This is a genomic window from Vibrio sp. 10N.261.55.A10 (assembly GCF_041470825.1).
Taxonomy (GTDB): Bacteria; Pseudomonadota; Gammaproteobacteria; order Enterobacterales; family Vibrionaceae; genus Vibrio; species Vibrio crassostreae_C.
In genome coordinates this window covers 1-15,272 of the sequence record NZ_JBFRNC010000079.1, presented here as the reverse complement: position 1 = coordinate 15,272, position 15,272 = coordinate 1, and the positions used below count along the sequence as shown (strand labels likewise).

General features: G+C 44.2%; 13 protein-coding genes and 1 tRNA gene. 7 read left to right on the top strand and 7 right to left on the bottom strand.

Annotation, left to right across the window (positions count from 1 at the left end; genetic code table 11):
- Nucleotides 1-94: 94 nt before the first annotated feature.
- Nucleotides 95-1,315, bottom strand: coding sequence for an arginine deiminase (gene arcA / locus AB4274_RS20510; protein ID WP_017069412.1), 1,221 nt, complete (start codon nucleotides 1,313-1,315; stop codon nucleotides 95-97).
- Between the two features lie 576 nt (nucleotides 1,316-1,891).
- Between arcA and rraB the strand changes: the two genes are divergently transcribed.
- Complete coding sequence (rraB, locus tag AB4274_RS20505) at nucleotides 1,892-2,308, top strand: ribonuclease E inhibitor RraB (RefSeq protein WP_017058930.1); 417 nt, start codon at nucleotides 1,892-1,894, stop codon at nucleotides 2,306-2,308.
- Nucleotides 2,309-2,433: 125 nt separating this feature from the next.
- Nucleotides 2,434-3,228, top strand: coding sequence for a glycosyl hydrolase 2 galactose-binding domain-containing protein (locus AB4274_RS20500; RefSeq protein ID WP_017058931.1), 795 nt, complete (start codon nucleotides 2,434-2,436; stop codon nucleotides 3,226-3,228).
- Nucleotides 3,229-3,277: 49 nt separating this feature from the next.
- On the opposite strand, the gene AB4274_RS20495 is transcribed toward AB4274_RS20500, so the two are convergent.
- From AB4274_RS20495 to pepA, 5 genes are all read right to left on the bottom strand, one after another.
- Nucleotides 3,278-3,772, bottom strand: a complete 495-nt coding sequence (locus tag AB4274_RS20495; protein ID WP_017066666.1) for a GNAT family N-acetyltransferase — start codon at nucleotides 3,770-3,772, stop codon at nucleotides 3,278-3,280.
- 47 nt (nucleotides 3,773-3,819) lie between these two features.
- Nucleotides 3,820-4,224, bottom strand: a complete 405-nt coding sequence (locus tag AB4274_RS20490) for a DUF2061 domain-containing protein (protein WP_102320268.1) — start codon at nucleotides 4,222-4,224, stop codon at nucleotides 3,820-3,822.
- A 228-nt stretch (nucleotides 4,225-4,452) separates the two neighbouring features.
- Nucleotides 4,453-7,326 (bottom strand): valine--tRNA ligase, encoded by a 2,874-nt coding sequence (locus tag AB4274_RS20485; RefSeq protein WP_372113061.1) that lies wholly within the window; start codon nucleotides 7,324-7,326, stop codon nucleotides 4,453-4,455.
- A 102-nt stretch (nucleotides 7,327-7,428) separates the two neighbouring features.
- Nucleotides 7,429-7,878: a DNA polymerase III subunit chi gene (locus AB4274_RS20480; protein ID WP_017071288.1), complete on the bottom strand. Its 450-nt coding sequence runs from the start codon at nucleotides 7,876-7,878 to the stop codon at nucleotides 7,429-7,431.
- A 99-nt stretch (nucleotides 7,879-7,977) separates the two neighbouring features.
- A complete protein-coding gene (pepA, locus tag AB4274_RS20475) occupies nucleotides 7,978-9,498 on the bottom strand; it encodes a leucyl aminopeptidase (RefSeq protein ID WP_017058936.1) in 1,521 nt (506 codons plus the stop codon).
- Between the two features lie 192 nt (nucleotides 9,499-9,690).
- Here pepA and lptF point away from each other — a divergent pair, with 192 nt between their 5' ends.
- Complete coding sequence (gene lptF / locus AB4274_RS20470; RefSeq protein WP_017058937.1) at nucleotides 9,691-10,791, top strand: LPS export ABC transporter permease LptF; 1,101 nt, start codon at nucleotides 9,691-9,693, stop codon at nucleotides 10,789-10,791.
- 3 nt (nucleotides 10,792-10,794) lie between these two features.
- Nucleotides 10,795-11,865 carry an LPS export ABC transporter permease LptG gene (gene lptG, locus AB4274_RS20465; protein ID WP_017058938.1) on the top strand — a complete coding sequence of 357 codons (1,071 nt, stop codon included), beginning with the start codon at nucleotides 10,795-10,797 and terminating at the stop codon, nucleotides 11,863-11,865.
- 64 nt (nucleotides 11,866-11,929) lie between these two features.
- On the opposite strand, the gene AB4274_RS20460 is transcribed toward lptG, so the two are convergent.
- Nucleotides 11,930-12,406 carry an RDD family protein gene (locus tag AB4274_RS20460; protein ID WP_102394274.1) on the bottom strand — a complete coding sequence of 159 codons (477 nt, stop codon included), beginning with the start codon at nucleotides 12,404-12,406 and terminating at the stop codon, nucleotides 11,930-11,932.
- Between the two features lie 194 nt (nucleotides 12,407-12,600).
- On the opposite strand from AB4274_RS20460, the gene AB4274_RS20455 reads away from it, so the two are divergent.
- From AB4274_RS20455 to AB4274_RS20445, 3 genes are all read left to right on the top strand, one after another.
- Nucleotides 12,601-12,685: transfer RNA gene (locus AB4274_RS20455), tRNA-Leu, on the top strand.
- A 560-nt stretch (nucleotides 12,686-13,245) separates the two neighbouring features.
- Nucleotides 13,246-13,653 carry a VOC family protein gene (locus AB4274_RS20450; protein WP_017055297.1) on the top strand — a complete coding sequence of 136 codons (408 nt, stop codon included), beginning with the start codon at nucleotides 13,246-13,248 and terminating at the stop codon, nucleotides 13,651-13,653.
- Between the two features lie 83 nt (nucleotides 13,654-13,736).
- Nucleotides 13,737-14,990 (top strand): HD-GYP domain-containing protein, encoded by a 1,254-nt coding sequence (locus AB4274_RS20445; protein WP_017063746.1) that lies wholly within the window; start codon nucleotides 13,737-13,739, stop codon nucleotides 14,988-14,990.
- The last annotated feature ends 282 nt before the right edge of the window (nucleotides 14,991-15,272 follow it).

The window sequence follows — 15,272 nt, the reverse complement described above, 5'->3', positions numbered from 1 at the left end:
CACATTTCAGGACGGGACAATTTGATAAAAAAGGCCAGTAAATGAATACTGGCCTAGATAAGACTATTGAGTCTGTTTGACTGAGCTCTTTGACTTAGATACCGTCTCTTTCGATAGGGCAACTCATACAGCGCGCGCCGCCACGACCACGGCCTAGCTCGTTGCCAGGAATCGTTAGAACTTCGATACCCGCTTTGTCGTATTTCTCATTGGTGTAAACATTACGCTCATAACCAATCACGGTACCAGGTTTCACTGTCAGTACGTTGTTAGCGTCATTCCACTGTTCACGCTCAGCTTCGTAGTTATCACCGCCGGTAGTGATGATCTTCAGTTGATCAAGGCCTAGTGCGCCTTCAATCGCTGACAGGTAGTTTTCAGCTTTCTCGACACGCATTTCGCCGTTTTCTTTTGGCGTTAAGCGCCAAGTGTCGAGGTCTTTACGAACGATCTCTGGATAGACAGAGAACGTGTCGATATCCATGTGTGTCATCACCGTATCAAGGTGCATACAAGAGCGGTGTTTTGGTAGATCGATCGCAATCACTTCGCTCGCTTGGCCTGATCTAAATAGGCTAGCCGCTAGGTTTTCGACACCTTGTGGTTTCGTACGCTCTGAAATACCAACCAGTACCGCACCTTTACCGATAACCAGTACGTCACCGCCTTCAATGTTAGCGTTGTCGTAGTGAAGGTCTTCGTCACCAAAGTACTTAATGAAATCTTGGCCTGCGAACACTGGGTGCCAGCGGTAGATAGCACGCAGGTGGTTCGTTTCACGTTGACGTGCAGGCTTCATCATTGGGTTAAGCGATACACCACCGTAAACCCAGCAAGAAGTATCTCGCGTAAATAGGTGGTTAGGCAGTGGCTCGATAACGAAATCGAGTGGTCGATGCATTTTAGGCAGCATCGATGATGATTTGATAGGAAGCTCAGAGTAGGCCAAGCCACCGAGTAAGATCGTTGCTAGATGCTCATTATCCATTTGAGCAAGGTAGTTTCTTAAGTCACGGGCGAAAGTCGGCCCATAACGGAAATCTGAGATTTGAGTATTCAGCAACCACTCACGAGCCTGAGATACGGCAAGCGTTTCTACTAGCAGGTCATGCAGCAGTAGTACTTCTACGTCTTGGCTGCGCAGCGTTTCTGCAAAGGCATCATGTTCTTCACCAGCGGCTTCAACGGCAAGTACATCATCAAATAGAAGATCATGACAGTTTGAAGGGGTGAGGTGGGTGAGTGCTCTTTCAGGTCTATTTAGGAGAACTCGTCTCAATTGACCGACTTCGGAGCCAACGTACAGCTTACTCATTTTGCATCCTTACTATTAATCCAGCGTCTATTTATGACAAGCTTGTCCGTAATATGCAAGTTTTGTAGATTGAGTTAATACAAGGTATTTGGGTAATAATTGGTCATAAAACCTGTGATTTTTAAGTTTATACAGATTAAATTCCAACTAACTGGCTATCGAACGGAACAACGTTTTTGAGGATCTATGCTCAATTCGTGGCTTGTTAGAATTGAATTTTGCTTATTAATCGTGATTTTTTATTCACTATTATGCACTTTTTGATAACAAGCTGAGGATTTATGCACCCCAAAAGCGGTTTAGCGTATGCACCTAACGTGACTAATCACGCAAGTTTTATTCAATAAGCCCTAAAGTGGCCACAAAAACGAAATGCTAAAATACGGCGCAGTTAATAAAATGTTGAAAATTTGTTTCTGTGATTTTGATTTCACTTTTGAATTGATATTGGCGCTGCGATCTCGCGATAAACTTACCTTTCTAGGCCTGATCTGGGTGGCTTTTCTGGACGATCCGTGCCATATTTCGTGGCAATCAAATTTGATCTTTTCATAGTCAACACTCTGGAGCAGACACATGTCTCACGAAGATGAATATCTATCAGTAGCGGAATTAATTGAATTTCAAAAGGAAGAGACTCGCGACATCATTACAGCATTAATTGAAGATGGTAGCGATCCTGAAGCTCTATACGATATCGAGCATCACCTATTTGCTGAAGATTTCGATGTGCTTGAGAAAGCGGTTGTTGAAGCATTCAAAATGGGCTTTGAAGTGCTTGAAGCTGAAGAGACAGAAGACGAAGATGGCAATAAGCTACTTTGTTGTGATGCAACGATGCAATGTACTCTGAATGCAGAAGCGATTGATGAGCAAGTTGAGAAGCTTGTAAACCTTGCAGAGAAGTTTGACATTATCTACGACGGTTGGGGCACTTACTACGAAGGTGAAGATGCTATCTACCCAGACGAAGATGATGAAGGCGAAGAGTAATTCTTTCCCAATTTTAAAAAATGCCAGCCTCGAGCTGGCATTTTTTTACCCTCAGAAAAATAAATGTCTTTATATGCATTCATTCATTATAATGCGGTCAAAATTGATCTAGCTCAAGGAATGATATGCGGTTGCTTCTCGATGGTCTTTGGCAAATTTCGCCACTGACGGATCTCTCTATCCCACAAGATGACATCACCTTTCCGGCTCCGTTAAGCTCAAAGCTCCCTGATAGCTTGAGTGAAAGTCAAATTGCAGAGCAAGAGTGGCACCTGATGCACGACATCGAAGTGGATGACGCTATGTTAGCGTGTCCATTTGTTGAGTTAGTGATGGCTGGAGTCGATTATTTTGCTGAAGTTCGACTTAATGGTGTGGCTGTTTTTGATTGTGATGGTAGCCAAGCTGAATACCGTAAAGATATCCGTCCTTATATGCAGTCCGGCCGAAACCGTTTCGAGATCCTTTTCCTTGAAGAAGAGGAGAGCCTATTGCTTGAAGAAGACATGGATGACTCTGTATCTTCACAGGCTATCGCTAAATCTGATTCACGCATCGGGATTTGGCAAGCGCCATACCTGCAGTTCGTTCGAAACGTCAAGCTAGAGCAAGTTGTCACAGAGCAGATCTGGCACCACGGTGGTGGCTGTGAGTTTAAAGTGGATGTTATCTATCAAACGCTAAAGGCGGGGTTAGTATCGGCATCCATCAAGTTTAATGGTATGACTCTCGTGATGCCGATTGATGTACGCGCTGAACATACTGGCGTCGTGTTCCAGGTCGAAGCTCCTATCATTTTTGATATTGAGAATCCTAACCCCAAGTATCTATACCCATTAGAAGTGGTACTTGATGGGCAAGAAGAGAGTTCTTTTGTTGCCTTGAACCCAACTTCTTGCGTCAGTAACTTTCTACGTTAACTCCGTATATTTTAGCGTTATCTTCTTTCGCTATAGCGGCGCATTCTGCTTATAACGACTTGGCCATGACAACCTCACAAGCGTCGTGGCCTGTTTCTCCCCAAGCTGACTCAAGATGCTCAAACCCAAGCTTCTCATAGAGTTTGACCGCAGCACCCAAGCACTTCGTCGTTTCTAAATACATGTGTTGATACCCAAGTTGCTTGGCTTGCTTTAAGCTCAAAGCGACAATTCGCTTGGCTAGGCCATGCCCTCGAGTTTGCGGTAAGAAGTACATCTTTTGTAGCTCACACACATTGGGTTTACCTGCTAGAGGGGCAAAGCCACCGCCTCCGACGATCTTTCCGTTGTGTTCGATAACCCAGTACATTGCATTCGCTTGGCTATAGACAGAGTACATATCATCGAGTGTTGGATCGGCCACGCCATAACCTTTATCTTCTGTGAGTCCATGCTCAGCCGAAACTTGGCGAATGATTTGTGCGATGCTTGGGTTGTCTTGCGGTGTAATGGGTCTAAGGGTGAACTCAGCAATTTGTTCCATGATCTGCCTATGAAAGGGTCACTAATATGTGACCCAATATATGGTGACTAAGCATGTTGGTGCAAACAGAATTGTTGTTGTGCCATTTGGTCGCCTGATTTACGTAACCAGACTTTCTCGTGGAAGTAGTAAGCAACGGTATTTAAAGTTGGCTCTAGCAAGGCCATCACACCGCCGATGAAAGCATCTCCAGTCAACAAGTAGACCACGGTAAAGGCAACACTAAAATGGATGCTAGCAAAGCTTGCTGTTTTTAATTTGGTCATCCACTGACGAGCTTTAAGCGCTGGAACTTGAGCCCACGCCTTTTCATGAAAATAGAAGGCAACAGTATTGACAGAGGGCTCAATCATAGCGATTAAGCTACCAATTAAGATGTCGCCTGTTAGTACATAAGCGACACTAAATGCGATAGTAAAATGTAATGCAGCAAAGGTTAGTGTCTTTTTCATGATAATTACTCAATCGTTGTGTTGTTTCGATAGGTCTATTATTGAGAATTATTATCATTAAGTATAATGGGAAGTAGAGATTAATTTGATAGATGAAACCTATCAATCAGTGCGGCTAGAGTGAGAAGCATTGGAATATTGGAATCAGGGACATAAAAAAAGGCTGGTCACCAAGACCAACCTTTCTATTTAGACCGAGAAGTTTGAAGCCTTCTCGTTCACTCGGTTTTAAAGCGCAGCGATTGTCGCTTTTTGCTCTTCAAGCTTAACAAGAGTTTCCTTGTAGCCTTCAAGCTTTTCACGCTCTTTCGCGATAACTGCTTCTGGTGCTTTAGCAACGAAACCTTCGTTACCTAGCTTACCTTCGATACGTTTAATCTCGCCGTGAGTCTTAGCGACTTCTTTATCTAGACGAGCAAGCTCTGCATCTTTGTCGATAAGACCCGCCATTGGGATCATCAACTCAGATTTGCCAACCAGTTTAGTTGCACAAGCAGGAGTCTCTTCACCATCAGCTAGAACTTTAATATCGTCTAGCTTAGCTAGAGAAGTAAGAACGATCTTGTTCGCTTCGATACGAGCGGCATCTTTCTCATCAGCAACCTTGATCATTACTTCTAAGCCTTGGCTTGGTGCAATGTCGTATTCCGCACGTAGGTTACGGATAGCAGTGATGAAAGTCTTAACCCATTCGATGTCGTCAACGATCTCAGCATTGAAGTTAGCTTCATTAAACTGAGGAAGCGCTTGAGTCATGATTGTCTCGCCTTCAACGCCGTCTACTAGCGGCTTAACGCTCTGCCAGATAGATTCAGTGATGTAAGGAAGAACAGGGTGAGCAAGACGCAGAGTCTTCTCAAGAACCGTGATAAGCGTGAAACGAGTCGCTTGTTGTTGAGCTTCAGTACCTTTCCAAAGAACAGGTTTAGTTAGCTCTAAGTACCAGTCACAGAATTGGTTCCAGATGAATTCGTAAAGTGTGTTTGCTGCCATGTCTAGACGGTAGTTGTCTAGGTGAGCGTTAAACTCTTTCGCAGCAACTTCAAACTGAGACTCAATCCACTTGTCTGCTAGAGAGAATTCCATGTTGGCACGGTCTTCTACAGACAGTGACATGCCACAGTCGTGCTCTTCTGTGTTCATTAGTACGTAACGGCTTGCGTTCCATAGCTTGTTACAGAAGTTACGGTAACCTTCAAGACGCTTCATATCCCAGTTGATGTCACGGCCAGTTGAAGCCATAGCAGCAAGAGTGAAACGCAGTGCGTCAGTACCGTATGGTTCGATACCGTTTTCGAAAGTCTTACGTGTCGCTTTTTCGATCTTAGCAGCCAGTTTAGGTTGCATCATGTTGCCACAACGCTTTTCTACTAGCTCTTCAAGGCCGATGCCGTCAATCATGTCGATTGGGTCAAGTACGTTACCTTTCGACTTAGACATCTTGTCGCCGTTTTCATCACGGATAAGACCCGTCATGTAAACAGTTTTGAAAGGTACTTGAGCCTTGCCATCTTCGTCTTTCACGAAGTGCATGGTCATCATGATCATACGAGCAACCCAGAAGAAGATAATATCAAAACCAGATACTAGTACTTCAGATGGGTGGAATGTTTTCAGTGCTTCAGTATCTTCAGGCCAGCCTTGTGTGCCGAACGTCCAAAGTGCAGAAGAGAACCAAGTATCCAGTACGTCGTCGTCTTGCTTAAGCACAACAACAGGCGCTAGGTTGTTCTTTTCACGAACTTCTTCTTCAGTGCGACCTACGTAAACTTTACCATCGTTGTCGTACCATGCTGGGATACGATGTCCCCACCAAAGTTGACGAGAGATACACCAGTCTTGCACGTCACGCATCCACGCGAAGTACATGTTTTCGTATTGTTTAGGTACGAATTGGATTTGGCCATCTTCAACCGCTTTAACTGCTGGCTCAGCAAGAGGTGCTGTACGCACGTACCATTGGTCAGTCAGCATTGGTTCGATAACCACGCCACCACGGTCGCCGTAAGGGACAGTTAGGTCGTGATCTTTGATCTCTTCAAGAAGACCAAGCTCATCGAATTCAGCAACGATAGCTTTACGTGCAGCAAAACGCTCCATGCCTTGGTACTTAGCGGGGATATCTGTTGAGTAAACATCGCTTTCTTCGCCGTTCGTTGTGAAGACTTCAGCAGCATCACGGATATCAGCGTTGAACGTTAGGATGTTGATCATTGGTAGGTTGTTGCGCTTACCCACTTCGTAATCGTTAAAGTCATGAGCTGGAGTGATCTTCACACAACCCGTGCCTTTTTCCATGTCTGCGTGCTCATCGCCTACGATAGGGATAAGACGGTTTACAACAGGAAGTAGGATTTCTTTGCCGATAAGATCTTTGTAACGAGGATCTTCTGGGTTAACAGCAACACCAGTATCGCCAAGCATGGTTTCTGGACGAGTAGTCGCAACAACGATGTAGTCTTTACCATCAGCCGTTTTAACACCGTTCGCTAGCGGGTAGCGGAAGTGCCACATGAAACCTTTTTTGTCTTTGTTTTCAACTTCAAGATCCGAGATTGCAGTGTGCAGTTTAGGATCCCAGTTTACTAGACGCTTACCACGGTAGATTAGGTCTTCTTCGTATAGACGAACAAACACTTCTTGAGTCGCAGCCGATAGGCCGTCATCCATAGTGAATCGTTCACGATCCCAATCTACAGACGCACCAAGACGACGAAGTTGTTGAGTGATCGTGCCACCTGATTCACCTTTCCATTCCCAGATCTTGTCGATGAAAGCTTCACGCCCGTAGTCGTGTTTTGTTTTGCCTTCTTCAGCAGCAATCTTACGCTCAACAACCATTTGAGTTGCGATACCAGCGTGGTCAGTACCCACTTGCCAAAGCGTGTTTTTGCCTTTCATACGTTGAGCACGGATAAGCGTATCCATGATCGTATCTTGGAACGCGTGACCCATGTGTAGGCTGCCAGTGACGTTCGGTGGCGGGATCATGATGCTGTAAGCTTCTTTTGATGTGTCACCGTGTGGCTTAAAGTAGCCTTTCTCTTCCCAAGTCTTATACAGAGCTTGTTCGATTGATGTTGGGTTGTATGTCTTTTCCATAGTGCTCTTAAACGGATACTGTGAATGGTTAATCGTGGTCAAACTTCATAAGTGAAGCTTCTTGAATCTAAATCCAAAGATAGCTTTAACTATGAGGTTTGACTATGGATGTTGAATCTCGATAGTTTGTAGCTGATATCCAGCCTGACGGTAAATTTTATACCTTTCTCGAGCGAGTTGCTTAGCTTTTTCTTCGCAAGGGACGAAGTCTATCACCTGAGCAAAGGCGTTCGCAAAGGTTGTATGATTATCGGCCAGATTAATTACGAGCTGACGATTCCAATTATGTTTTACGCCTTGATAGCCAATTTCGATGTTGGTTGAATACTTCGGGCCTTCGCCAACCAAGTTGTGCGCAATAAACTCACTGGGCTCGACTTGCCAGAAAACTTCAGCAATACGCTCGGCATGCTCTTTGTCATTACAGTTGAGGTAAAGTTTAGCGCCTTGTTTCGCAAAGTGCTGAGCAAGAAACAGCACATAGTGAGCAAAACCATCTTCGCTGGCTTGCGGGCTGTCTGAAGGCACAATGTAAAATGTAGCAGTCTGCATACTTAATACTCGAACTGAAAATCGTGGATATCAATGTTACTTGGTTAACAGGGTCTAACAAATAGCGCTTATTAAAAAAGGGCCCGTAGGCCCTTTTTATTATTTTGAAGATTGCTCTTCAGTCTCTTGGCCGCTGCGGTTCAATAAGAATTGGACTAGCATTGAGACAGGACGACCTGTCGAGCCTTTCGCTGCGCCTGACTTCCAAGCAGTACCAGCACTGTCGATGTGTGCCCAGTGGTACTTCTTAGTGAATTTAGACAGGAAGCAACCAGCAGTAATTGTGCCGCCAGGACGGCCACCGATGTTCGCCATATCAGCGAATGGGCTGTTTAGCTGCTCATGGTACTCGTCTGCCATAGGTAGACGCCATGCACGGTCACTTGCTTGCTCAGAAGCATTAACAAGTTCGTGAGAAAGTGGGTTGTGGTTCGATAGAACGCCACTGATGTGGTGACCTAGAGCGATAACACATGCGCCAGTTAGCGTAGCAACATCGACAACACAGTCAGGTTCAAAACGCTCAACGTAAGTTAGAGCATCACATAGAACCAAGCGACCTTCAGCATCAGTGTTGAGTACTTCAACCGTTTGGCCTGACATTGTCGTTAGGATATCACCTGGACGGTAAGCATTGCTGCCCGGCATGTTTTCACAACCGGCTAGGATACCAACCACGTTAATAGGCAGGTTCAGCTTAGCCAGTGCTTTCATTGTACCGAATACAGACGCCGCACCACACATGTCGTACTTCATCTCATCCATGCCTTCACCAGGCTTAAGCGAGATACCGCCTGAATCGAAAGTCAGACCTTTACCTACTAATACAATCGGCTTCGCATCTGGATCCGGAGCGCCTTTGTATTCCATGATAGACATCATCGATTCATTTTTAGAGCCACGGCCAACTGCTAGGTATGATGTCATACCCAGTTTTTCCATCTCTTCTTCGCCAATGATCTTAGTCTTCACTGTCTCGTAATCGTCGGCTAAACGACGAGCTTGAGAAGCAAGGTAAGCAGGGTTTGCGATGTTTGGTGGCATGTTGCCTAGATCTTTAGACGCTTTTACACCTGAAGCAATAGCAAGGCCGTGAGAGATTGCTTTCTCACCCAGGCTCAATTCGCGACGTGTTGGTACATTGAATACCAATTTACGTAGTGGGCGACGAGTCTCTGGCTTGTTGCTCTTGAATTGGTCAAATGTGTAAAGACCATCTTTAGTCGCTTCTACCGCTTGGCGAACTTTCCAATAAGTGTCGCGACCTTTAACGTGAAGTTCTGTAAGGAAACATACAGCTTCCATAGAACCTGTTTCGTTTAGTGTACTGATGGTTTTTTGGATAATTTCTTTGTATTGACGCTCGCCTAGCTCACGTTCTTTACCACAGCCTACCAGTAGAACACGTTCTGAAAGTACACCAGGTACTTGATGCAGTAGTAGCATCTGGCCAGGTTTACCCTCTAGATCACCGCGACGAAGCAGTGAACTAATGTAGCCATCGCTAATCTTATCTAATTGCTCGGCTACTGGAGAAAGGCGGCGCGGTTCGAATACACCGACAACGATACATGCGCTGCGCTGTTTCTCTGGGCTGCCACTTTTTACACTGAACTCCATGCGTACTCCTACATCCTGAAGACAAATCGAACTAAATGTTAGATAATGGGTTCTTACTTGTTGGATCCTATAATGGAACTAACCTTAAAGAAGAACGCTAACACTTAGCTAAAAATTTAAAAAAATAAAAGGTTCAACGGGAAATTATAGTGATTCAATCAAAAAAACAAGTTTTGTATAGGTAATTTGAGCGTGATTATTGTTAGATATTTGATCCGCGAGACAATCAAGAGCCAATTTGCGATCTTTTTTGTTCTCTTTCTCGTGTTTCTCAGCCAAAAATTCATCAGTGTTTTAGCGGATGCCTCTGATGGTGATATCCCTGCGAGTCTTATATTGTCGATTGTTGGCTTAAATATGCCAGCGATGGGCCTATTGATGCTTCCACTCAGTATCTATATTGGTATTTTGCTTACTTTTGGCCGCCTTTACGCTGAAAGTGAAATAGTGGTCATGAACGCCACCGGTATCGGTAATAAATTCCTGATCCAATCTGCGCTTTACCTCGCTTTAATTACGGCATCTGTTGCAGCCTTTAACTCATTTTGGTTATCTCCTTGGTCACAAGACAAAGTTGAACAAATGTATGAAGAAGTAGCTGCAGAGAACAGCGTTGATTTGCTACCAAAAGGTAAGTTTGAAGGTACGCCGGATGGCTCTTCTGTCGTGTTTATTGATGATATCGACGGTAATAAGTTAGAAAACGTGTTCGTAGCTCAAATGCGTCCGCGTGATTCTGTACTGCCAAGTGTGATGTTCTCGAAGTCAGGTGATGTAAAAGAGCTCAGTGATGGTCGCCAAGTGATCGTAATGTACGATGGTACTCGTCATGAAGGCATTCCGACTCGCCTCGACTACAGGGTGACGCACTTTGAAGAATACGAAGGCCTGATTGGTCAGCGTGAAGTTGAGAAGAAAGGTCGAGACTGGGAAGCGATCCCTACGCTTGAACTGATTGGTAACTCAAATAATAGTGCGAAAGCAGAGTTGCAGTGGCGTATTTCTTTGGTACTTTGTATTCCATTGTTGACCATGCTTGTCGTGCCACTGTCTGCGGTAAACCCTCGACAAGGTCGTTTTGCGAAAATCGGCCCAGCAATACTGATTTATCTCACCTATTTCTTAGCAATCAGTGCAACCAAGTCTTCAATCGAAGAGGGGAGCATTCCTGCGGTAATCGGCATGTGGCCAATCAATGCGTTATTGTTATTTGTCGCGATTGGTGCCAACTTTATGGATAGCGTGCCAGTAAGGCGTTTGAAAGAAAAATTCAAGAATAAGAGGTTGGCTTAAGCCGTGTTTAAGATTCTCGATTTATATATAGGCAGAACCATCATCGCAACGACGTCACTGGTATTGGTGACGTTTGTTGGCCTCTCTGGGATCATCAAATATGTAGAACAGCTAAGAAAAGTTGGCCGTGGTACATACGATCTATTACAAGCGCTGTATTTCGTTTTATTGAGTATCCCTCGTGATATCGAAATGTTCTTTCCAATGGCTGCATTGCTTGGCGCATTGATAGGGCTTGGTATGCTTGCTGCAAGTTCTGAGCTTGTCGTTATGCAGGCAGCTGGTTTCTCTAAGTTAGATATCGGCCTATCAGTACTTAAAACAGCTATTCCACTGATGATCGTGGTGACATTGCTTGGTCAATGGGGAGCACCGCAAGCGCAGAAAATGGCTCGTGATTTAAGAACTATCTCGATTGCTGGTGGTAATATTATTTCGACGCAAAGTGGTGTCTGGGCTCGTGATGCCAATGACTTCATCTTCATTGTCAAAATCGATGACCAGAAGCTATATGGAATGAACATGTGGCGCTTTGATGAAAACAAGGCACTTAAAACCGCTATTTATTCTGACGAAGTTGATTACGTTGGAGACAACGTGTGGACGATGAAGGATGTAGAGATCACGTCTTTTGAAAACGAACTTCAAATTACTAAAGAAAGTTTACCGACTTACTCTTGGGAAACGTCATTAGCTCCAGATAAGTTGGCGATAGTAACGGTTAAACCAGAAGAGCTATCGTTAAGTGGGTTGTATGATTATGTTTCTTATCTGAAGGCGTCAGAGCAAGATGCATCACGCTATGAATTGGCGCTGTGGAGAAAGATAACCCAGCCAATTTCGATCGCGGTTATGATGTTGATGGCACTGTCGTTTATCTTTGGTCCTTTGCGTAGTGTGACCATGGGTGCGAGGATTTTGTCAGGTGTTATTGCTGGCTTTACCTTCTATATATCCAGTGAGTTCTTTGGCCCAGTGAGTTTGGTTTATCAAATACCACCCGCCTTTGGCGCAATAGCCCCGAGCGTGGTGTTCCTTGGAATTGCCATCATGCTCTTGAGGCGGAAACTGTAAATAGTAAAAAGGAAGGCATAACGCCTTCCTTTTTTGATCTTGATTGGAGCTAACTTAAATCACATTATCGTGCTTGTGGTAACACAACGACTTCGGTCTTTGCCCAGATATCGTGAAAGCCACGTTTTTCAGGATCGAATGGAACACATAGGTTTGCCAGTCCAAAACCTGAAGTACCTAAACGAATCAGCGCCTGAGTTACTGTGAGCGCTGAGCCATCTTTGTTTTGAACGCGCAGCTTCCAAGCTCTCATGCCGAGAGTTTGACCAGCTCTAGTCCAGAAGAACACGAAGAAATATACCCAAACGGCGACTAAGTAAAAGGTATATGCAGGGCTCCAAATCGGATGGTTGGTTAAGAAGTCACTAACATCGGCATAACCGCTGTGGTTAAAAATGCCGAGAGCCATGAGCGCGTGCAGTAGAGCGACAATGACGCCAGCCGCCAACATTTCAATAGCGATTACGATCAGAGCGTCGTAGAACAAGGCACCAAATCGGCGCATGACTCCTGCTGGTGGCAGAGTGTTTGTTGATGTCATGTGTTATTACTTCTTTAAAAATTGAGGCGTCAGAATATAGTTTAAGGCTTAGCCTGAAAAGAGACATGACGCACAGCTTATGACTTAGTGGCGAAATTATCGGCAAACACACATGAATTCAAGTTTTTATACTTGCCACATCAGTTCGCATACGTATAATGCCAAACATCGAAAGGGCAATGCCCCAAGATAATGCCGGTATGGTGAAATTGGTATACACGACGGATTCAAAATCCGTTGCCTTCGGGCGTGGCGGTTCAAGTCCGCCTACCGGTACCATATTTAAATGACAAAGCCTCGACGAAAGTCGGGGCTTTGTTGTATCTGGGATATAGGAAGCGTTGCCTTCGCGGTGGCGGCAGGAATGCCTGTCCAATCAGTCCGCCTACCGGTACCAAACATAGAAAGGTCGCTTTGGGCGTTTGTGAATTTTAAATCCAGCGTGTCGGCTTGGATGCAAGCCCAGTCAAGTCACCTACCGGCACCATATTTAAATGACAAAGCCTAGATGAAAATCGGGGCTTTGTTGTGGGGTATAGGAAGCATTGCCTTCACGGTGGCGGCAAGAATGCCTGTCCAATCAGTCCGCCTATCGGTACCAAACATAGAAAGGTCGCTTTTATAGCGACCTTTCTATGTTTTGGACGTATGTGAATTTGAAATCCGGCGTGTCGTTGCAGTTGCTCTTCAATCAGACAGATCTTGATGTTTCACTCATAAATCTCATAATTTCCCTTCGCTATTCGATCTGATAATGAATTAATTATCTTAAATCATGATGTTACCTGTCATTCTCTTTTCTATTGTCTATGTTTAAAGGACTAACAGAGGAGATAGATATGCTGACAGTAACCCCTTACTTGTTTTTTGATGGTCGTTGTAATGAAGCGTTGGATTTTTATCACAAGTGCTTTGGTGGTGTGGTTTTATCTAAGCAGCTTTTTAGTGATGCACCACAGGTAATCGAGGGCGCTCAACCTGATTGGGTTATGCATGCTGAGTTCGAAGCGTTTGGTATGAAGCTGATGATGTCTGATGGTGTTAAGGCAAAAGAACTTGAAGGCAACAACCTCGCTCTCTCTCTTGTGACTGAAGATACCGCGACTCAAGAACAAATCTTTGAAAAGCTCAAGAAGGGAGGGCGGATAATGACTCCACTCGCAGATACTTTTTGGGGGGCTCGATTTGGCAAAGTAGAAGATAAATTCGGTATACGCTGGATGGTGCACTGCGACTCTTTAAGTTGAGCCTGTGAAATTGGATAGTGAAATTGCTGCTTGGTTTTATTAGAATTATAAATAGAGATTAATCATCAATATTATATATAAAAATGGGCAGCATAAAGATTACCGTAGATCGCATTCAGCCCGGTCTGCATATACGACTCCCCGTAAAATGGAATGAACACCCATTTTTATTCAACAGCTTTAAAATCAAAGATGACGCTCAAGTAAAAGTAATTCGACATCTTGGGATTAAGCACGTCTATATAAACCTGAGTCAAAGTGATACCTCACCTTTACCTGTTAATCACGTAGGTGAACAAGAAGTCGATATTGATTCACAGGTAAGCCTTGAAACGGAAAGAATGTGGAAAGATAAGCATGAGCGTATCGAAACCCTTAGCTCTTACCGCCGCAGGGTGAGTCATTGTGAGAGAGAGTTTGAACGTTCGCTTGCTCGAATGCGATCTGTGATGACCAAGATCCGTAACAGACCTTTAGATGCGGTAGGGGAGGTTAAGGCTCTTGTTGATGATATCGTTGAAACTCTAGTGAGCGATGATAACGTCACCTTGCACCTTATGAATGCTAAAGCAGATTTCGAAGATATTTACTTTCATACTCTAAATGTTTCGGTTGTTGCACTGATGATAGGAAAGGCCAAAGGCTATAACACACAGCAATTGAAAGACCTCTCATTCGCAGCGTTGTTTCACGATGTAGGCAAGATCAAAATACCAGTCGCGATACTAAGAAAGCAGAGTGCACTAACGGTGCCAGAAGAGAACTACCTGAAGCTTCATACTAAATACGGTGCGGATATTGTATCGGCAATTGATGACTTTCCTGAAAGTGCTAAAAAGGTGATCGCTCAACATCATGAGATGAATGATGGTTCTGGCTACCCCGAGGGCTTAAAAGAACATGAGATTGATGAATTTGCCAAGATAGTCGCCGTGGCTAATGCATTTGATAACCTTTGCCATGGTAAAACGCAATCTCAACAAATGATCCCGTATTTGGCACTGTCCCACCTATATAAGAGCTGCAAGCATCTATATAGCCAAGATAACTTGGGGCTGTTAGTTAAGTTCATGGGAGTCTATCCACCAGGAACTGTAGTACAGCTTTCAAATGACTCGATTGGGATTGTGATATCCGTTAACGCTAAACATATGCTTTATCCAAATGTACTTATCTATGATCCTAGCGTGCCAAGAACCCAAGCTCCGATCATTGACCTCTTTATTAAAGAGATCAAAATCGTTAATGCCGTTCATCCAAGCAAATTACCTGAACAAGTTCGAGAGTATCTAAACCCTAGGGCTCGTTTATCTTACTTTTTTGATAGTGGAGAGTAGTTATCCACAGGTCGTTGTGGGTAATTTGTTCGAAACTTGGGGTGAAAGTGGTATAAATAAGCCCTTGGTTGAAATGTCTTCGCTTAACCTCTTTTTTTAATAAAAAACGCATTTATTGCTTGCCAATATGAGCGGCATCTCTATAATGCCGCCTCACTGACACGGCAGACGCCACAAGGCTTCAGCGAGAAATGTTAGTAAGGCAACTAGCTTTAAGCGATGATTCGCTTCTACTTTTAGAAAGTAGGAATTAATTCCAAATAAGTGTTTGACACTGAGAAT